The organism is Bacillus nitratireducens, from assembly GCF_001884135.1.
Classification (GTDB): domain Bacteria; phylum Bacillota; class Bacilli; order Bacillales; family Bacillaceae_G; genus Bacillus_A; species Bacillus_A nitratireducens.
On record NZ_MAOC01000020.1, the window covers coordinates 416991 to 434402 of the forward strand.

Annotated in this window: 25 protein-coding genes; 17 read left to right on the top strand and 8 right to left on the bottom strand. The window is 35.0% G+C overall.

The window, feature by feature from the left end:
* The first annotated feature begins 377 nt into the window (after positions 1-377).
* The 4 genes from BAU23_RS07695 to BAU23_RS07710 all read left to right on the top strand — a co-directional run bounded on the left by BAU23_RS07695 (position 378) and on the right by BAU23_RS07710 (position 1410).
* Positions 378-569 carry a hypothetical protein gene (locus tag BAU23_RS07695; protein ID WP_000489621.1) on the top strand — a complete coding sequence of 64 codons (192 nt, stop codon included), beginning with the start codon at positions 378-380 and terminating at the stop codon, positions 567-569.
* Between the two features lie 6 nt (positions 570-575).
* The gene (locus BAU23_RS07700) at positions 576-824 is read left to right on the top strand and encodes a DUF4176 domain-containing protein (RefSeq protein ID WP_000765494.1); all 249 of its coding nucleotides are present in this window, start codon (positions 576-578) and stop codon (positions 822-824) included.
* Positions 825-874: 50 nt separating this feature from the next.
* Positions 875-1063, top strand: a complete 189-nt coding sequence (locus BAU23_RS07705) for a hypothetical protein (protein ID WP_000516426.1) — start codon at positions 875-877, stop codon at positions 1061-1063.
* 155 nt (positions 1064-1218) lie between these two features.
* Entirely contained in the window at positions 1219-1410 is a 192-nt protein-coding gene (locus tag BAU23_RS07710) for a hypothetical protein (RefSeq protein ID WP_016129243.1), read from the top strand.
* Positions 1411-1621: 211 nt separating this feature from the next.
* On the opposite strand, the gene BAU23_RS07715 is transcribed toward BAU23_RS07710, so the two are convergent.
* Positions 1622-2407, bottom strand: a complete 786-nt coding sequence (locus BAU23_RS07715; RefSeq protein ID WP_016129244.1) for a GNAT family N-acetyltransferase — start codon at positions 2405-2407, stop codon at positions 1622-1624.
* Between the two features lie 132 nt (positions 2408-2539).
* On the opposite strand from BAU23_RS07715, the gene ytfJ reads away from it, so the two are divergent.
* The 4 genes from ytfJ to BAU23_RS07735 all read left to right on the top strand — a co-directional run bounded on the left by ytfJ (position 2540) and on the right by BAU23_RS07735 (position 4556).
* Positions 2540-2965, top strand: coding sequence for a GerW family sporulation protein (gene ytfJ / locus BAU23_RS07720; protein ID WP_000349989.1), 426 nt, complete (start codon positions 2540-2542; stop codon positions 2963-2965).
* Positions 2966-3125: 160 nt separating this feature from the next.
* Positions 3126-3902 carry a hypothetical protein gene (locus BAU23_RS07725; protein WP_000014098.1) on the top strand — a complete coding sequence of 259 codons (777 nt, stop codon included), beginning with the start codon at positions 3126-3128 and terminating at the stop codon, positions 3900-3902.
* A gap of 51 nt (positions 3903-3953) precedes the next feature.
* The gene (locus tag BAU23_RS07730) at positions 3954-4274 is read left to right on the top strand and encodes a hypothetical protein (RefSeq protein WP_000761191.1); all 321 of its coding nucleotides are present in this window, start codon (positions 3954-3956) and stop codon (positions 4272-4274) included.
* A 69-nt stretch (positions 4275-4343) separates the two neighbouring features.
* The gene (locus tag BAU23_RS07735; protein ID WP_000711203.1) at positions 4344-4556 is read left to right on the top strand and encodes a hypothetical protein; all 213 of its coding nucleotides are present in this window, start codon (positions 4344-4346) and stop codon (positions 4554-4556) included.
* A 30-nt stretch (positions 4557-4586) separates the two neighbouring features.
* Here BAU23_RS07735 and BAU23_RS07740 read toward each other — a convergent pair whose 3' ends face one another.
* Complete coding sequence (locus BAU23_RS07740) at positions 4587-4925, bottom strand: hypothetical protein (RefSeq protein ID WP_001253199.1); 339 nt, start codon at positions 4923-4925, stop codon at positions 4587-4589.
* 311 nt (positions 4926-5236) lie between these two features.
* Between BAU23_RS07740 and BAU23_RS07745 the strand changes: the two genes are divergently transcribed.
* From BAU23_RS07745 to BAU23_RS07770, 6 genes are all read left to right on the top strand, one after another.
* On the top strand, positions 5237-5917 hold the full coding sequence (locus tag BAU23_RS07745) for a class I SAM-dependent methyltransferase (protein WP_001051562.1): 681 nt from the start codon (positions 5237-5239) through the stop codon (positions 5915-5917).
* Positions 5918-6011: 94 nt separating this feature from the next.
* On the top strand, positions 6012-7700 hold the full coding sequence (locus BAU23_RS07750; protein ID WP_033657013.1) for a formate--tetrahydrofolate ligase: 1689 nt from the start codon (positions 6012-6014) through the stop codon (positions 7698-7700).
* 90 nt (positions 7701-7790) lie between these two features.
* Positions 7791-8318 (top strand): hypothetical protein, encoded by a 528-nt coding sequence (locus BAU23_RS07755; RefSeq protein WP_000460232.1) that lies wholly within the window; start codon positions 7791-7793, stop codon positions 8316-8318.
* 19 nt (positions 8319-8337) lie between these two features.
* A complete protein-coding gene (locus BAU23_RS07760) occupies positions 8338-9507 on the top strand; it encodes a DEAD/DEAH box helicase (protein WP_000588605.1) in 1170 nt (389 codons plus the stop codon).
* Between the two features lie 368 nt (positions 9508-9875).
* Positions 9876-10670 (top strand): sugar phosphate isomerase/epimerase family protein, encoded by a 795-nt coding sequence (locus BAU23_RS07765; protein WP_001080391.1) that lies wholly within the window; start codon positions 9876-9878, stop codon positions 10668-10670.
* Between the two features lie 70 nt (positions 10671-10740).
* The gene (locus BAU23_RS07770; protein WP_000581476.1) at positions 10741-11124 is read left to right on the top strand and encodes a VOC family protein; all 384 of its coding nucleotides are present in this window, start codon (positions 10741-10743) and stop codon (positions 11122-11124) included.
* Between the two features lie 44 nt (positions 11125-11168).
* Here the strand turns inward: BAU23_RS07770 and BAU23_RS07775 are convergent, their stop codons facing one another.
* Entirely contained in the window at positions 11169-11807 is a 639-nt protein-coding gene (locus BAU23_RS07775; protein ID WP_016129246.1) for a zinc dependent phospholipase C family protein, read from the bottom strand.
* A gap of 29 nt (positions 11808-11836) precedes the next feature.
* Complete coding sequence (locus tag BAU23_RS07780; RefSeq protein WP_071733964.1) at positions 11837-12823, bottom strand: quinone oxidoreductase family protein; 987 nt, start codon at positions 12821-12823, stop codon at positions 11837-11839.
* 206 nt (positions 12824-13029) lie between these two features.
* Here BAU23_RS07780 and BAU23_RS07785 point away from each other — a divergent pair, with 206 nt between their 5' ends.
* Both BAU23_RS07785 and BAU23_RS07790 read left to right on the top strand, forming a co-directional pair.
* Positions 13030-13608, top strand: a complete 579-nt coding sequence (locus BAU23_RS07785) for a sigma-70 family RNA polymerase sigma factor (RefSeq protein WP_000651115.1) — start codon at positions 13030-13032, stop codon at positions 13606-13608.
* Positions 13605-14285: a DUF3600 domain-containing protein gene (locus BAU23_RS07790; protein ID WP_000050667.1), complete on the top strand. Its 681-nt coding sequence runs from the start codon at positions 13605-13607 to the stop codon at positions 14283-14285. Before BAU23_RS07785 ends, BAU23_RS07790 begins: the two co-directional genes overlap by 4 nt.
* A gap of 54 nt (positions 14286-14339) precedes the next feature.
* On the opposite strand, the gene BAU23_RS07795 is transcribed toward BAU23_RS07790, so the two are convergent.
* The 4 genes from BAU23_RS07795 to BAU23_RS07815 form a co-directional block, all read right to left on the bottom strand.
* Positions 14340-14582, bottom strand: coding sequence for a hypothetical protein (locus tag BAU23_RS07795; protein ID WP_000668394.1), 243 nt, complete (start codon positions 14580-14582; stop codon positions 14340-14342).
* 311 nt (positions 14583-14893) lie between these two features.
* Positions 14894-15328 carry a hypothetical protein gene (locus BAU23_RS07805; protein WP_001174414.1) on the bottom strand — a complete coding sequence of 145 codons (435 nt, stop codon included), beginning with the start codon at positions 15326-15328 and terminating at the stop codon, positions 14894-14896.
* 85 nt (positions 15329-15413) lie between these two features.
* Complete coding sequence (locus tag BAU23_RS07810; protein ID WP_071733968.1) at positions 15414-16385, bottom strand: MBL fold metallo-hydrolase; 972 nt, start codon at positions 16383-16385, stop codon at positions 15414-15416.
* A 98-nt stretch (positions 16386-16483) separates the two neighbouring features.
* Positions 16484-16693, bottom strand: coding sequence for a DUF3925 family protein (locus tag BAU23_RS07815; protein ID WP_000844974.1), 210 nt, complete (start codon positions 16691-16693; stop codon positions 16484-16486).
* Positions 16694-16917: 224 nt separating this feature from the next.
* Between BAU23_RS07815 and bsaA the strand changes: the two genes are divergently transcribed.
* The gene (bsaA, locus tag BAU23_RS07820; protein WP_000219424.1) at positions 16918-17400 is read left to right on the top strand and encodes a glutathione peroxidase; all 483 of its coding nucleotides are present in this window, start codon (positions 16918-16920) and stop codon (positions 17398-17400) included.
* The last annotated feature ends 12 nt before the right edge of the window (positions 17401-17412 follow it).

The following is a 17412-nucleotide window of genomic DNA, read 5'->3' on the forward strand; positions in this document are numbered from 1 at the left end:
TGGACTAGGTGGTACCATTAAGTTTGAGGCGAATGCTTTAGACCACTCTTCCTCTAAAAAACTTCCCTTTGCAGAGGATTTAACAGTTACACAAAAGTTCTTAAATGGATCTTATGTATTCGGAATAGATCAATATACTTTTAAAAATGATTATGAATTAACAGCACATAAGTATGAAGTAGTTCTTAATAAAATTGAGATTCCGGATTATATCCCTTTCTTAGGTGACTATGATATTACACTAAAAGGTGAATATGGGTTTGGATATGGTTACAAAGTCCATTTAGGACAAGAGACTGGGGGGTATGCGACAGCACCTAATGGTCATGGAGGAGGATTCTTTTTTAAACTTGATAAAGACAAAAAGGAGTAAAAGTATGTTCAGACAAGGACGGTTTATGATTATTATTGGTACTATGGTACTTGTTATTGCAGGGTGGTTTTTCCCATTTAATTTATGGCAGAAATTATTTTTCAGTATTGCTATGATTGGCATTGGGATGTTGGCATATGAAAGTTCAATATTATTTGACCGTTTAGCTAAAAAATTTACAAATAGAGGAGAATAAATACCTATGAAACTATTTCCAATTGGAACAATAGTTAAACTAGAAGAGGTAGAACCGATTATTATGATCATTGGAAGAATGGTTGTATCAGCAGATAAACGTGATTTTGATTATGTGGGCGTTCCTTATCCAGTGGGCTATCTAGGTGATGAAAAAGTACTTTGTTATAATCATGATAAGATTGTAGAGGAAATGCATAGAGGGTATATGACTGAGAGTGAATTAGTTCTACGTGAGAAATTATTAGAATTGTAGATTAGTTGAAAAATACATATAGATTTAAAAAATAAGATAGGGGAAATAAAATGGGGAAAATAATGAGAACCCTTGTAATCATTGGCATACTTATCCCTCCAGTACTGCTGTGGAGTGTACCTACAATGCCTCTAAATGATAAATTGCTGTTTACAGTTTTACAACTAACTGTAGGATTCAGTACGGTAATTGTATTAGAGATTATATTTAGAAATCGAAAAAAGAAAAGGGTAAAATAGAGATAGATTGCATGGAATATCAGTTGAAAATATATAACATGTATGACTAATAGCTTTCCTTGGAAGGTGGCCTACTGGTCGCCTCTTTTAACGTTATCTCCCTGGTAATGGAGGGCTGATTTTTTATTTAACAAAGAAAAAAGGAGCAATCAAGCATGTTTAAACAAGGGCGCATTTTAATGTGTATTTTTACCGTAGTGTTATTTTTTTCTTCCTTCTTCTTTCCACAGCCAATGGGAAAAAGGGTGTTAACAGCTATTGTTGCTCTAATTATTGGTGGAGTAGGTATTGGAATTTCCTATTTATTAGAAAATTTCAGTAGCAATTCGAAAAATATATCTAAATAAGAACAGAGAATAACGATAAAGCGTTCCTAATTGGTTCAGTTGTAAAGATAAAAGATTTAAATTGTTTTTTTATGTTATAGAAATTAACAAGAGTTAACAAGCATAGTATATCATATAGTAACGACAAGCGGAGTACATGTGAATAGATATTAGTTATACGCAGAAGAGGCTACTTATAATAGGCAGCCTCTTCTGCGTGTATTATGCATTATTATCGATACATCGTCCACATTCCAATATCTTTAAACCCTAATCGCTTATAAATTCGTCCGGCAGCTGGATTGTTATAAAATAAGCAAAGCGTTCGGCCTTCTTTCGTAAAGTCTTGGATCATTTTCTGTAATATGAGCGAAGCATATCCATTCCCGCGATGATTCGGATGTGTACAGACTCCAACAACCATAGCCGATAATGAATTTTCAGCGGAAGTAGAAGCAGATGCGATAATAGCACCGTCTTTTTCAATATAATATGTACGTCCTGTATTTGTTTCGAGAGCTTGTCTTAATATTTTCTCTGATTCATTAGCAGTTGGGAATTCAGCGATGTTACTTCGTAATTTCATAATTCGCTCTACATCATCTAGTGTGGCATGTTTAATTGTTTCTTGGACAGGCGTGCTAGGTAAGTTGTTGTCATCTAGACATTCGCAAAAATACATTTCATTTTTGGTACCTAGTTGTACACTTGGAGCAGTTTCAAATCTTTCTACAATAGTCGACTTGCCAGAGAGTTTAAGCGGCTTATATGCGGAAAGAAGTGCCTCATAGTCAGCGACTATAAACTCTCCTTTACTATACGGTATAAATGTTTCATGGAAGCGTAGCAAAATTGATTTTAATGTTCCGTTCTCTTTGAATGCGCCCCATAATTCTTGAAAATCTGTGTCATAACCGAAAGCTTCAATATCTCCAATGATAAATAAGTTAAGGGCTGCTTCTTCTTTTAGAAAAGAAAATACTTGTTCATGATCTTTCTTTGTTAATTTTCGCAGCATCACGATTCGACCCCTTTTTTATTTTTTCTAAATATTACAACTTAAGTTTTTTGAAATCAATATAAAATTTTATGTTTAGTTCACAAACTTTCGGAAAAACTAGGAAAGATATGACAAAGGAGGTTATGAACGGTGGATCATCCAATTCAAGGATTAATGAAAGCAGCAATGGAAAATTTGAAGGAAATGGTCGATGTAAATACGATTGTTGGAGAGCCTGTTCAAACGGCTGACGGTGGTGTAGTATTAACGGTTTCTAAAGTAGCGTTCGGTTTTGGCGCAGGAGGTTCTGATTTCCAGACGAATGATGGACAAAGAGCGAATGGTAACCCTGCATTTGGTGGCGGTAGCGCGGGTGGAGTATCAATTACACCGGTAGCATTTCTAGTTGTGAATAAAGATGGGGTAAATATTCTTCATTTACAAAATGCGACACATTTAGCGGAAAAAATGATTGAATTAGCTCCACAAACAATTGATAAAATCCAATCGATGTTCCAAAAAGAAGAAAAGAAAGAGGAAAATCATCACCCTCAAAACCCAGATGATATCCTTTAAAAACGCCTGCTTATGAGCAGGCGTTTTTTCTTGTAATCAGTATGTAATAAAACACATGAAATTGTAAATAGTTTTTGAAGTTTTTTCTATGTTTCTAAAATTTTTCATGTTAAAATATGCTATAGAATTGAAACATATAAAACGAAGGTGGCTGGGTGCTTTGTCTGGAGGATCTGACCAAGTAAACAATATGATATATATTAATGGTAATCGTCGGGGTCATTGTTTTATTACATCTGGAATTACGTTTAAAGAGTTTGCAAGTAACATCCCTTCACCGCTTCATCAAGTATTACTTTTAAAGCATAATTTTGAGTGGACAGATTTTCATTATCATACTTTATTTGAATATGTCGAGGAAGAAAACATACATAAACTCATTCAAGCAGAGATTGATGAATTTGATGAATTTTGTTGGGTAGATTTTGATGATGCAAGCGATTTAGATGAGTTAGAGCCAAAAGAAATTGCAGAATTATTATATTTGGCTCACAAAAAAGAACCACTTGGAAGAACGTTCTTCCCGTTACTGAAAAATAGATTCGTTTATTTTTCACATGATGATGGTTGGTACAACAAAGTGTATTACCGTAGAATCGGTGATTTTGTAGGAATGCTAAGTAAAGTAATTCCATATAAACTCGGTTCGTTTGGAAAGAAACGTTTTACTTTCTTCCAAAAATCAAAAATTTTCCCAGCAATTTCAAAGGAAGTTATCCTTGGGCTTGTTCCGTTAATGGAAGATGGGTTATACATTGATTTAGCGGGGAAAATTGAGTCAAGAAGAGGTCTTGAAATTCCGGTATATGTAGTAGGATCATTCGAAAGTACGGATGAGGTACTAGATAATATCGATGAATTGAAAGCGGACGCAACAGAAACAGGTTGGCTCATTTTTGATAAGAAAGAACAAGAGTGGCAATGGGTAGTAGACTAAGAAAACTTGGCGCATGAAGTCAAGTTTTCTTGTCTTTTGAAAGGAGAACAAATGAAGAAATATTATACAATTGTGGGTATGGTAAGTATTATTCTCGTGGCGATATTACTTATAACTTGTCCGAAAGAATCAGATTTCAAATTGTATTTAGAGGATAAGTATGCATTGAAATGTGACGAGAGTAGCTTTGAATGCACGCAAAATGTAGATGGAAAAAAAGAAAAATTACAGTTTGAAAGTATTGATGCGCGAAATGGTGTTTTCTTTATGACTGTAAAGCAAACGTATAAAACAGAAGCTGGTGTTACAAAAGAATATAGCGGAGTAGGGATGTTTGGTACATTTCTTTTTGTTTCAGAGAAGACTTTCTAGTAATAGAAGGTCTTTTTTTTATGCTTATGTTCATATAGATGAAGTAAGACAAGCATAGGAGGGGGATTAATGAAGAAGGAATGTATCGTTTGTGGTGGTGAGGAGTTTTTTTCATCAACATTATATGCACGTACGAAACAAGATTGGGCATATGCACCAAACATGTACCGATTTGAAAAGGTGTTTATTGAACAAAGGGACGAAGAAAATTATCCAGTCTTTCAAGAAATTACAGCCAAGCATTGTTGTGGATGCGGTCATATTATGTTGTATCATGAATGAACACACCAAGTATAACTTGGTGTGTTTTTTTTAAAACGCTGATAAAGCAAGCGGATATAGTAAAGTGAATAAAACAGAAAAACTGCCAAAACCAATTGCAGTATATCCAAGTGTTCTCGCTCCAAAGTTGACAGCTAATAAGCCAACTAAAATCGCAAGGGAGCCGAGTGTAACAGGATAAAAAGCAATGGAGAATAACGAAAGAAATAATGCGACATAGCCTATCATTGCTCCGGTATTTGTACCTTCTATTTCATTTGCAATTTCTTTGCGCTTATGTCTAATCGGAATACCAGCTGGTGATATTTCAGCTGCATACTCTTCGTTTTTTTCACCACTTTTAAAATGATGATTTCTCTTTCTTCGCATGTACATCCCTCTCTTTCAATTGGGTGTATCTATAGTATCTTTCATAAGGAAAAGAACATGAGTATGAGTTAAACCCAAGTAAAGCAAAAATTGGAGAAAATAGATTCCATTGTTATCCTGTACATCCCGCTATTTGCCGTGCAGTAAGGTTACCCGAAAAAGCCCGATTGGTGAGGGCTAATAATCAGTGGGGGACGAACAAAATCCCCCACTGATTAAAGCTTCACTTTATCTCTTTATGAAGATAAACAGGAATTTTGGAAAATGATGTAGAATGAAATGAATGATAATAACTGAAGGTAGGGGAATGTATGGCGAAGTTTAATTGGCATGAATCGGCAGAGAAAAAATGGGATAACGATGCAGAGTTTTGGAATCAAAATAGTCAAGAAATGTGGGATAGCGGGAGCAGGAGTACAATCATTCCATTTTTTGAGCAGTACGTCGAAAAAGAAGCACAAGTGTTAGATATTGGCTGTGGTGATGGGTATGGTACATATAAATTAAGTGTTACTGGGTACAAAGCAGTTGGGGTGGACTTATCGGAAGTGATGATTCAAAAGGGTAAGGAACGCGGAGAGGGCTCAAATTTATCTTTTATAAAAGGTGATTTTTCTGCATTACCATTTGAAAATGAGCAATTTGAAGCAATAATGGCAATTAATTCTTTAGAATGGACTGAGGAGCCATTACAAGCATTAAATGAAATAAAGCGTGTTTTAAAGAAAGATGGATACGCATGTATTGCAATTTTAGGACCGACAGCAAAGCCTCGAGAGAATAGTTATCCTCGTTTATACGGCAAAGACGTTGTTTGTAATACGATGATGCCTTGGGAATTTGAACAGTTAGCGAAAGAACAAGGTTTTGAAGTTGTAGATGGCATCGGTGTATATAAGCGCGGAGTAAATGAGAAGATGTTAGGTCAACTACCTACAGAGTTACAACAATCGTTAACATTCTTATGGGTATTTATGTTAAAAAACGTATAAAGAAATGAAAGAATTTTTAGGAGGTAAATAAGTGCAGAAAATACAAAAAACTGATACAATATCATCAGAACCAATTAAAGGGGGACTAGGGTATATGACAACTACTACAACAGTTAAATCCGATATTGAAATCGCACAAGAAGCGAGTATGAAGAAGATTCAAGAAATTGCAGCTGAATTAAATATTTTAGAAGATGAATTAGAGCCATACGGACATTATAAAGGTAAGTTATCTCTTGATATTTTTAAGCGCTTACAGGATGAAAAAGACGGTAAAGTTGTTTTAGTAACAGCGATTAACCCAACTCCAGCTGGAGAAGGTAAATCAACAGTAACAGTTGGTTTAGGTCAAGCTTTTAATAAAATTGGTAAGAAAACAGTAATTGCACTTCGCGAACCATCTCTTGGACCAACGATGGGACTAAAAGGCGGAGCAGCAGGTGGTGGTTTTTCACAGGTTGTACCAATGGAAGACATTAACCTTCACTTTACTGGAGATATCCATGCGATCACAACTGCCAATAATGCGTTAGCGGCGTTTATTGATAATCATATCCAACAAGGAAACACACTTGGAATTGATACGCGTAAAATCGTTTGGAAACGCTGTGTTGACTTAAATGATCGTGCCCTTCGTAATGTAGTAATTGGCCTTGGTGGACCGGTTCAAGGTGTACCACGTGAAGACGGTTTTGATATTACAGTAGCATCTGAAATTATGGCCGTATTCTGCCTTGCAACAGATATTCAGGATTTAAAAACGCGTCTATCTCGCATTGTTGTCGCTTATAATTTTACAAATCAACCTGTAACGGTTAAAGATTTAGGTGTAGAAGGTGCGTTAACATTATTATTAAAAGACGCATTAAAACCGAACTTAGTACAAACATTAGAAAATACACCAGCTATCATTCATGGCGGACCATTTGCGAATATCGCTCACGGTTGTAACAGTGTTATCGCTACGACAATGGCAGCAAAATTAGGTGATTATGTTATTACAGAAGCTGGATTCGGTGCAGATTTAGGTGCTGAGAAGTTTTTAGATATTAAAGCTCGTGCAGCTGGCATTAAACCAGAAGCAGTTGTTATTGTTGCGACTATTCGTGCGCTTAAAATGCATGGCGGCGTAGCAAAAGATCAATTAAAAGAAGAAAATGTAGATGCATTAGCAAAAGGTATGGAAAACTTACAGAAGCATGTTGAAACAATTCAAAGCTTCGGTGTGCCTTTCGTAATTGCTATTAACAAATTCATTACTGATACAGATGCAGAAGTTACATATTTACAAGAATGGTGCAATGAGCGTGGCTATGCAGTATCCTTAACAGAAGTTTGGGAGAAGGGTGGCCAAGGCGGAGTTGATCTTGCTGAAAAAGTACTAAAAGAAATCGAAAAAGGTGAGAACAACTACGCACCACTTTACGAATTAGAATTACCATTGGAAGAAAAAATTCGTACAATTGCTCAAAAAGTGTATGGTGCAAAAGATATCGAATTTGCTCCGAAAGCACGTAAGCAATTAGCTCAATATGAAGGAGAAGGTTGGAGTAACCTACCAGTTTGTATGGCGAAAACACAATACTCTCTTTCTGATGATGCAACGAAATTAGGGCGCCCATCTGACTTTATTGTTACAATTCGTGAATTAAAACCATCTATCGGTGCAGGGTTTATCGTTGCGTTAACAGGAACAATGTTAACAATGCCAGGTCTTCCGAAACAGCCAGCTGCGCTGCAAATGGATGTAAATGAAGAGGGAAAAGCAGTAGGTTTATTCTAAAAGGTTGTAATTCATCTCGTTTATCTGTACACTATATATACATCAAGTGGCGCCTTTCCATCGAAAGGCGCCTGTTTTTTGGAGGAAATTATGTTTGATCCAACTGCTTTTGAAAATTTAAAGGTAATTGTGGAAGGAGCTGTCTATGATTTCGATTTACACGGTGATATTCTCGTAACAGATCGAAAAGATGTGATGGACCTTGCTTCATTGAGTCGTATGTATAGTATTTCATTTCAACTAACAGAACCATTTAAAACGATGGTAGAGGCAACATTTTCACTATCTGTTGATGCAAAGAATTTATCAGGTGAAATATTAGAAGTACCTCAGTTTATACCAGGTTGTGAAATGAAGCTGGAATTCTCGTTCGAAATGGAACAACCAGAGATAGGATGCGAAGAAATTGAAACTTTATTGCATTCTATATGGGGAAAAGAGCGAATGATTACGCAGAAAATTTCATACGAATATAATAAGCAAGCGATTTCATATCATAATAAGGTAGAGGTTCTATTTCAAAAAGCGATTACAGAAGACCATGTTGATGATTTAATAGCTGTTATTTCACACATGATAGAAACGGTGCGAACAATACAGCATTTTCTTCAAAAATAGAGATAAAGGAGAAAAACAAATGATAAAAGATATGCAACCATTTTTACAACAAGCTTGGGAGAAGGCTGGTTTTAAAGAATTAACTGAAATTCAAAAACAAGCGATTCCAACTATTTTAGAAGGACAAGACGTTATAGCTGAATCTCCAACTGGAACAGGAAAAACATTAGCGTACTTATTACCACTTTTACATAAAATTAATCCTGAAGTAAAACAGCCACAAGTTGTTATTTTAGCTCCAACGCGTGAACTTGTAATGCAAATTCATGAAGAGGTTCAAAAATTTACAGCAGGAACTGAAATTTCAGGTGCATCTTTAATTGGTGGTGCAGATATTAAGCGCCAAGTTGAAAAATTAAAGAAACACCCGAAAGTAATTGTCGGTTCACCAGGCCGTATTTTAGAATTAATTCGTATGAAAAAGCTAAAAATGCATGAAGTGAAAACAATTGTATTTGATGAGTTTGATCAAATTGTAAAGCAAAAAATGATGGGCGCTGCACAGGATGTAATTAAATCAACGATGCGCGATCGTCAATTAGTATTCTTCTCAGCAACAATGACAAAAGCGGCAGAAGATGCAGCACGTGATTTAGCAGTTGAACCACAATTAGTACGTGTAACTCGTGCAGAGTCAAAAAGCTTAGTTGAGCATACGTATATCATTTGTGAGCGACGCGAAAAAAATGATTACGTAAGAAGAATTATGCATATGGGCGATGTAAAAGCAGTTGCTTTCTTAAATGACCCATTCCGTTTAGATGAAATTACTCAGAAATTGAAATTCCGTAAAATGAAAGCAGCAGCTCTTCATGCAGAGGCAAGCAAGCAAGAGCGTGAAGCAACGATGCGTGCATTCCGCGGTGGGAAATTAGAAATTCTACTTGCTACTGATATTGCAGCACGTGGAATAGATATTGATGATTTAACACATGTAATTCACTTAGAGTTACCTGACACTGTAGACCAATACATTCACCGTTCAGGACGTACTGGACGTATGGGTAAAGAAGGAACAGTAGTTTCTCTTGTAACAGAACAAGAAGAACGTAAATTACTTCAATTTGCGAAAAAATTAGGTATCGTGTTTACGAAACAAGAAATGTTCAAAGGAACATTTGTAGAATCGAAACCACAAGAACCAAAGAAAAAGAAACCAGCTTTTACTGGGAAGAAGAAGCCTAGATAAAGTTAAACTTTAATCAGTGGGCGGGTGTTCCTCCCCACTGATTATTAGCCTTCACGTGCAGTTAATCTCCCACCGGACTTCTTTGCTCTAACTGAATTTTGAGGTGGGAGTCTTACTGCACGGCAAATAGTGGGATAAATAAAAGGAAAGACGCAACTATGCGTAGTTACGTCTTTTTTTTGTGGAATAATAGATGAAATTTTATTAACGATTATTAAAATTTCATCTATCGTAACTTTAAAAATATTAATGATTCTACAGGGATTATTGATAAAGGTGTAGCATTTCTAGTTTAGTTTGTACAAGGAAGTAACATAAAAAGAGTCGAATATTAACATGATACGAAATAATAAAAAGAAGGTACATTTATGAACAGGAAATTAGGAATGTTTTTAAATACAAAACATATTGAAGTAAACGAAGGAATAAAAAAGGCGAGAGAATGGGATTTAAAATATATTCAACTATATGCTATGAATATGACTTTCAACTTAGCAAATATTTCAAAGGTAGAATGGACCAATTTAAAGAAAAGTTTATTTTTTAATGGAATTAAAGTTCCGTCATTAGCAATTAGTTTTGGAGAAAGTGGAATTGTAGGGGCGGAGGATGAAAATGTAATAGAGCAGTTGAAACGTGTTGCTGATAAGGGATTAGAATTAGGAGCAAATATAATAACGGCTCACATTGGAAAAATTCCAGATGTTGAAAAGAGCGAGCGATATGACAAGATGCAAAGGGCTTGTTATGAGATAGGGGATTTATTATTAAAATTAGGGGGAGTCTTCGCTATGGAGACAGGATCTGAAAAAGCAATAGTATTAAAACAATTTTTAGAAACTACAAACTCCAAAGGACTAGCTGTTAACTTTGACCCAGCAAATTTAATTAGCGATGTAAATGGAAATCCGATAGAGAGTTTATTACTATTAAAAGATTATATAGTACAAACTCATATTAAAGATTGTAAAGAAGTGAAAAGCGATAGTTCAAGTAAGTATATAGAAGTCGCAGCAGGAAATGGTGAAGTAGATTTCGATATATTCTTCAAGGCATTAGATGAAATCGGATTCGACGGGTATAACATGATTGAAAGAAATGATTATTTTAACGAACTTGACGGGATGAATCAGTCGGTAAATTTTGTAAAGAGGTACATATAAACTCAAAAGGAATAACAATAACACTTGTAGAAACCTACATAGAGTATAAAAACCATTAGGGGGAAATGAAATGATCCATAAAGTTGGACAAATTATGCTGTATGTAAATAATCAAGATGAGGCAGTAAATTTTTGGACGGAAAAGGTAGGGTTTCATGTAGTAGCAGAGGAAGATAACAAGCAAGGAATGAGATGGATTGAAATCGCTCCGACTAACGGTGCAGAAACGAGTATTATATTACATAATAAAGAAGTTATTTCTAAGATGAGCCCAGAATTAAATCTTGGTACACCATCTTTAATGTTCTTCTCAGAAAATCTTGATCAATTATATACAGATTTAAAAAATAAAAATGTTACTGTTGGAGAAATGGTAACTATGCCTTCTGGTAAAGTGTTTAACTTTGCTGATAGTGAAGGGAACTATTTTGCGGTTATGGAAAAGAACCAATAATAATATTGTTATGTGAAAATCCCCCTCGTAAATCATGAGGGGGATTAAATATTTGAAGTGAATTTTTTATTAGCGAGTTGTTCTATAAAAAATGTTCCTTTTTCAATAGCGGTCTCAATATAACCAACGATTTGATCAAACGTAAAAACCTGTAACTCTTCATGCAAATGTTGCTCCGGATACAGCATATCTTCAAAAAGGTATGCTCGAAATGCTAAAACGTTTTCTTTAGAAACCTCTTCGATATCCATAATGTGAGCCTCTTGATTTAGAAGAGAGAAGAGCTTTTGATCTATAGCGTAATGATGCAACAACTTTGCGTTCAACAATTTAAAATCGTTATAGTACATAGGTGCGATAGTTTCGTCGTTTTCCATTCTATTTTTAAGCCAAGGTAGAAAAAAGCCGCTTAGCCAATTATCATCGGCAATGAGGTGGGTGCAATAGCCTAGGAGAAAAGGGGACTCCATATAATCTTTATATTTATGAATAAATGATCCATAATCAATTCGTCTCGTATAGTCTTTTGTTGAGCCGGCGTAAAAATGTGAGGTGACTTTTTCTATCTTTGAATGCACAGCATCGGGGGCTACGCCTCCAAGTATAAAAGAAGTTTTATCTTGAATAGATAATTTCTCGGCAATCCTGTTAGCGATAATAGCATGCATAATTCGTGATCCCATGAATGACACCTCGGTTTCAAGTATTCATTTCAGGAAGAGGGCTGAATAGTTAGTATGACTTTCCCTGTACTTTTTCTACTTTCGACCCATTCATGTGCTTTCCCTGCATCTTGAAGTGGAAAAGATTTCGTTGCTTTCATTTTCAGACGGCCATCACGTAAATAACGGAAAACTTCATTTGCAGTTTCTTGGAGTAGTTCAGGACGTTTTTTTCGTGTAGTACCAAAGCTAAAACCGAGTATAGAGCGGCAACTTGCGTGTAAATCTTTCGTTTGAAAGTTACCAATTTCACCGCTTGCATTACCGAAATGAACGAGGCGACCGTAATAAGCAAGACATTTTAAACTTCTTTCCGAAACCGTTCCAGAAATAGAATCTAAAATTACATCGACCCCTTCACCGTTGGTCAGCTCATTGACTTTCTCTACAAAATCCTCATCTTGATGACAAATAACATAATCAGCTCCAGCATCTAAAGCTATTTTTCTTTTTACTTCACTCCCGACAGTACCAATAACGGTTCCAGCCCCTAATCGTTTTGCAAGTTGAATCGCGGTAGTACCAATTCCACCAGCAGCCGCATGAATTAGAACAGATTCACAATGTTGAAGTCTTGCAACATTTACAAGTAAATTGTAGCTTGTAAAAGATACGATAGGGCAAGCGGCTGCAGTTTGGAAATCAACTTCATCAGGTAATACGAAAGTAAGATTTTCATTTGCAACAACATATTCAGCGTAAGAACCATTTTGAGGAAAAGCAATGACTCGTTGGCCAGGATAAATGTTTTTCACATGAGAACCTACGCGTTCTACAATACCAGCTGCATCTATCCCTGGGATAAAAGGTAAGGCTTTGTTTCCTTTTTTGCCATAACGTGATTTAATATCGGCAAAATTAACACTAGTAGCAACAACACGAATTAATACTTGATTGTCTGAAATAGCCGGCATCTCCACGTCTGTATATTTCATCACTTCAGGACCACCGAACGAAGGTACAACGATAGCTTTCATATAATATCCTCCTAAATTTGACTATATAAATCATTTTAAATCTTCATTAAGAATTGGAAAATTATATAATTGTTATGCAAGGTTATAAGTGAAGCTTATGAAGTCATTAGATCATTATATTAATGTATATAAAATTTTTTTTGAAAAATCGAACGAAATATCGTTTTCTTGCCAATATATAGTATAAGACAAAGGAGGGATGGTACATGAAGGATGAAACAGTGTATACAGATTTAATCCAATTAACTTTATCAGGAAATAAAGAAGCGTATAGCGAATTGTATGATAAAACGATTCAAGAAATATATAAGACAGCACATTTTTTAATAGAAGACAAAGCAGATGTAGATGATGTCGTTCAAGAAATATACATACAGCTATATGAATCGCTTCGTAAATATGATAGCGAGAAGCCATTTAGACCTTGGCTAATTGGACTGGCGATTAAACAAATTCATTCTTATAGAAGAAAGAGGTGGATGCGACTGCGAATTGTAAAAAAAGCAGAAGAGCAAAGAAAGCCAGTACAAATTGATTTTTCTAGCGATGTTGTAAGTAAAATATCAAATCAAAAATTAATCGAACTCATTCATAAGTTACCGTATAAATTGAAACAAGTTATTATCTTAAGATACTTACACGATTACTCTCAAGAAGAAGTAGCACAAATATTACATATTCCAATCGGTACAGTGAAGTCTAGAATTCATGCGGCATTAAAGAAACTACGTCAAAAAGAGCAAGTAGAAGAAATCTTTTTAGGAGAGGTAGGGAATGTGAAATGAGCTTAGATTGTAGAGTTAGAGAATCTATACAAGAAGAAGCGAAGGGGATTATTGCCCCGCCGGAGTTAAAAGAAAAAGTAATTGTTCAGATTAAAATGAAGCGAGGGGGGAACAAAAGGAAGAAGCGCCTTATTGCAGGAGTGCTTGCAGCAGCATTTTTAATCCCAACGACTGGTTTTGCTTACCAATCTATTATGGCGGATGGTATATACGGGTCGTTTGAGAACTTAAAAAAACATGCCGGAGCGATGACATTAGAAGCATATATGCGTTTTAATGCAAAGTTATCACAAGCGAAAGACGAAATGGGTGCAAAGGAATATGAAGAGTTTACAAAAGAACTAAAGAAATTAACAAATGCAAAGCTTGAGTACGGGGATTCGAACGGTAATATTGATTATGATCAATTATCACCAGCTAAAAAAGAGGAAATGAAAAAGGTAGAAATGGAACTTCAGCCGTATTTTGATAAATTAAATGGCCATAAATCTAGTAAAGAAGTATTAACTTCAGAAGAGTATGAACAATATATGGAAGCGTTAATGTCATATCAAACTGTATTAGTAAAAGCGAAATCGAGTGGTGGGATAACAGTAGAAGAAGTACCTGAAGCGTATAAAGAAAGATTTATTAAAGCAGAACAGTATATGGAGTATGTAGATGAAAAGGTGAGATAAGTAAAAAAGCTCATAGCTTAAGCTGTGAGCTTTTCTTATTGAAACGTAAATATATTAACCACCTATGCCTTTTGCTAGCAATAAGAAATATACAAATACTAGTATTACTCCATTTAATGCCGTGCCAACTATTTTAAATAGCCAATTCTTTGATGCGATCGCAAAAATAATACCGAGTAATGAAAGAATACTTAGAAGTACAATAATTAATGTTAAATTTGCATTAGGTCCTCTTAAAATAAAGAAAGAACATATACTTGCGATAAACGTTAGAAACGAGAAAGTCCCAAATTTCATAATAAGTCTCCCTTGTTTGAAATGTATTTTGATTTAGTGCACGACTTTCTTTAGTTTAACATGAATTTCCTATTATCAATTAAATATATGAACAATAACAAAACGAGTATAAAATCTATGCGATTTCATACTCGTTTTGTTATTACTTAAATTTCCTTACCGCATGTATAGAAACTCTTACAAGGAGTATTGCACTTATAAATAAACCACCATAACCAACGACACTTAAAAATTGAACATTAGGTTCTTTTGCATACAAGTTAGGGGCAGAATTATCTTGATTTACTAAATAAGTGAAAGTGGGAAATCACTTAGTTATATTCCTTCCCAGTCTCCTTGTCTTTTTGTATCAAACAATCTAAAAGTGAGTAACCAGCTATTAAACTAATAATGGTAACGAAAGTTGTATTTATAAGAATAATATTAGTTAAATAAGGTAGATATTTTCCAACTGGTGAAAAGAGTAGAGCTGGAGAAAAGGAAATGAATAGTGTAGGCAACGTAATAGCGATAAATTTATCCGGCTGAAAGTTCCAGTTTTGTTTACTTGTTTCACGATTAATGGATTGAAGGAATCGTAATAAAATGCCGACCAAAAGAGGGAAGAGTGTATAGTAGAATAATCTTGGATAAACGTTAAAGTTCACCTGCGCGTCTGTATCTAAATAAAATTGAATTTTCACTCCGACAAATAATAATAAGACGATAAATAATGTGAAGCAGAGGTATAGAATCACTTTTTGCATTGCATTCCACCATCCTTTACTCAAAATATATTCAAAAAAAGAAGAGATATACAATAACTACTGTTGTATATCTCTTCTTTTACTGTTAGTTAATAGTGGAGTTTGCTTTTTCTTGCTTCGTGAAATAATCAATAATGCCCATCGCGCTAATTTCTATATCTAGATGTAAAATGTTATAAACGGAATGATTTGATGGAACGTTTAACTTTGTAAGATGAGAAGAGATTTTATCCATTAATAAAGTTTGTAAAGCTTTAGTCGCTTCATCAAAATCATTATACTTTTCAAAGACCTCTTTACCAGTACCAACAAAAATAGGTAACCAATGTTCAAGTTGGTTATATACTTCTGTAACATTGGATGATGCGCCGTAATGACCGAAATAAATAGTATCTACATCCATACTTTGAATATGATTTTTAGAAGCGATCATCGCCTCTGGTTGGAATTGTGAAGGTGAAGTTGATGGTAGATATAGTTCTACACCAAGATCAGCTAGCTCTCGATAGTAAATTCCAATTGTATCGCCAGTAAAAATGCCGTTTGTTAATGAATCGTGAATGCTAATATGATGCTTAGCATGTCCCGGTGTATCGTAAAATGTAAGTGTACGGTCTTCTGCAATTTTTAACGTATCACCATGTTGTACAATACGAACACGTTCTTCTTCAATTGGAAGAATGGGATCAAAAAGTTTATCAAAATCTTCTTTGTACACAGCTTTTGCACCTAAAATGAGTTTTGTTGGATCGATCATATGACGAGCACCACGAGAATGTACAAATAAAGTAGCATTTGGGCACTTTTCCATCATTAGCCCTGCTGCACCTGCGTGATCTAAATGAACATGTGTAACAATGATATTTTTTACATCTTTTAAATCAATATGTAATTGTTGTAAGCCGTCTAAAATATAGGGAAGAGAAGGGGCTGCACAAGTTTCAATTAAAGTAATGTCGTCACCTAATAAAACGTACGTACCTGTTCGTTCAATATGTTGTAAGTCGTAATCATCAATAAGATATAGGTGAGAAGATAATTGTTCTACTTTTTTCATCATTACCACTCCTTATATACTTTTATGTTTTTTATTATACGCTAAAAATGCAAAAAGGCAGAAAACGAAACCTCGTCTTCTGCCTTTTTGTAATGTTCTTACCGCGTTTGTTCTTTATTAATAGACATAACGAACAGTCCAACAATGCCACCAACGATTGGAAGCATAATCTCTCCTGCTAAATTAAAGTAGGAGCTTAAAAATAAACCATTTACATCGATTACCCAGCCAATAACATACAATAACATCATATATAGTACGAAATAAAACTCGCGATTTGAAATCGTTTCATGTTGTGCAGTTTTCATAATGAACACCATCCTTTTCTTTTATAATGGAATATAAACTGTCACATTTTGTTCATAATTCAATTGTAAAACTTTCCATCATAAAAGTCTAGTATATTGTGTCGAATTTTTGAACGAAAATAAAGCGCTATCATTTTGGTGTGTAAGTACGTAATAAGAGCTGTATATTCACGAATGTAGTATAGTATAAACATAGAATGATAGTAAAGAGAGGGGCAAGGATAATGACAGTTTATGATTTTTCAGCTAAAACGATAACAGGAGAAGATAAATCGTTAAAAGATTACGAAGGAAAAGCGCTTCTTATTGTAAATGTAGCTAGCAAATGTGGTTTTACACCGCAATATAAAGGATTACAAGAAGTATATGATAAATATAAAGATCAAGGATTAGAAATACTAGGCTTCCCTTGTAATCAATTTGGAGGGCAAGAACCGGGAACGGAAGCTGATATTACTAGTTTTTGTGAATTAAACTACGGTGTAAACTTCCCGATGTTTGCAAAGATTGATGTGAAAGGTGATAAGGCTCATCCTCTTTATACATACATGACAGAACAAGCACCCGGTTTACTTGGTATGAAAGCAGTGAAATGGAACTTTACTAAGTTTCTAATTGGAAAAGATGGGAAAGTAGTAGGGCGTTTTGCACCGCAGACGAAGCCGGTGGATTTAGAGGTTGAGATTGAGAAGGTGCTTGGGGAATAATTAGGAGTTAGC

Bases quoted from the DNA above. Each gene is read 5' to 3' on its own strand.
- BAU23_RS07695 (WP_000489621.1), top strand. From the start codon at position 378: ATGTTCAGACAAGGACGGTTTATGATTATTATTGGTACTATGGTACTT.
- BAU23_RS07700 (WP_000765494.1), top strand. From the start codon at position 576: ATGAAACTATTTCCAATTGGAACAATAGTTAAACTAGAAGAGGTAGAA.
- BAU23_RS07705 (WP_000516426.1), top strand. From the start codon at position 875: ATGGGGAAAATAATGAGAACCCTTGTAATCATTGGCATACTTATCCCT.
- BAU23_RS07710 (WP_016129243.1), top strand. From the start codon at position 1,219: ATGTTTAAACAAGGGCGCATTTTAATGTGTATTTTTACCGTAGTGTTA.
- BAU23_RS07715 (WP_016129244.1), bottom strand. From the start codon at position 2,407: ATGCTGCGAAAATTAACAAAGAAAGATCATGAACAAGTATTTTCTTTT.
- BAU23_RS07730 (WP_000761191.1), top strand. From the start codon at position 3,954: ATGAAGAAATATTATACAATTGTGGGTATGGTAAGTATTATTCTCGTG.
- BAU23_RS07735 (WP_000711203.1), top strand. From the start codon at position 4,344: ATGAAGAAGGAATGTATCGTTTGTGGTGGTGAGGAGTTTTTTTCATCA.
- BAU23_RS07740 (WP_001253199.1), bottom strand. From the start codon at position 4,925: ATGCGAAGAAAGAGAAATCATCATTTTAAAAGTGGTGAAAAAAACGAA.
- BAU23_RS07745 (WP_001051562.1), top strand. From the start codon at position 5,237: ATGGCGAAGTTTAATTGGCATGAATCGGCAGAGAAAAAATGGGATAAC.
- BAU23_RS07750 (WP_033657013.1), top strand. From the start codon at position 6,012: ATGACAACTACTACAACAGTTAAATCCGATATTGAAATCGCACAAGAA.
- BAU23_RS07755 (WP_000460232.1), top strand. From the start codon at position 7,791: ATGTTTGATCCAACTGCTTTTGAAAATTTAAAGGTAATTGTGGAAGGA.
- BAU23_RS07760 (WP_000588605.1), top strand. From the start codon at position 8,338: ATGATAAAAGATATGCAACCATTTTTACAACAAGCTTGGGAGAAGGCT.
- BAU23_RS07765 (WP_001080391.1), top strand. From the start codon at position 9,876: ATGAACAGGAAATTAGGAATGTTTTTAAATACAAAACATATTGAAGTA.
- BAU23_RS07770 (WP_000581476.1), top strand. From the start codon at position 10,741: ATGATCCATAAAGTTGGACAAATTATGCTGTATGTAAATAATCAAGAT.
- BAU23_RS07775 (WP_016129246.1), bottom strand. From the start codon at position 11,807: ATGGGATCACGAATTATGCATGCTATTATCGCTAACAGGATTGCCGAG.
- BAU23_RS07780 (WP_071733964.1), bottom strand. From the start codon at position 12,823: ATGAAAGCTATCGTTGTACCTTCGTTCGGTGGTCCTGAAGTGATGAAA.
- BAU23_RS07785 (WP_000651115.1), top strand. From the start codon at position 13,030: ATGAAGGATGAAACAGTGTATACAGATTTAATCCAATTAACTTTATCA.
- BAU23_RS07790 (WP_000050667.1), top strand. From the start codon at position 13,605: ATGAGCTTAGATTGTAGAGTTAGAGAATCTATACAAGAAGAAGCGAAG.
- BAU23_RS07795 (WP_000668394.1), bottom strand. From the start codon at position 14,582: ATGAAATTTGGGACTTTCTCGTTTCTAACGTTTATCGCAAGTATATGT.
- BAU23_RS07805 (WP_001174414.1), bottom strand. From the start codon at position 15,328: ATGCAAAAAGTGATTCTATACCTCTGCTTCACATTATTTATCGTCTTA.
- BAU23_RS07810 (WP_071733968.1), bottom strand. From the start codon at position 16,385: ATGAAAAAAGTAGAACAATTATCTTCTCACCTATATCTTATTGATGAT.
- BAU23_RS07815 (WP_000844974.1), bottom strand. From the start codon at position 16,693: ATGAAAACTGCACAACATGAAACGATTTCAAATCGCGAGTTTTATTTC.
- bsaA (WP_000219424.1), top strand. From the start codon at position 16,918: ATGACAGTTTATGATTTTTCAGCTAAAACGATAACAGGAGAAGATAAA.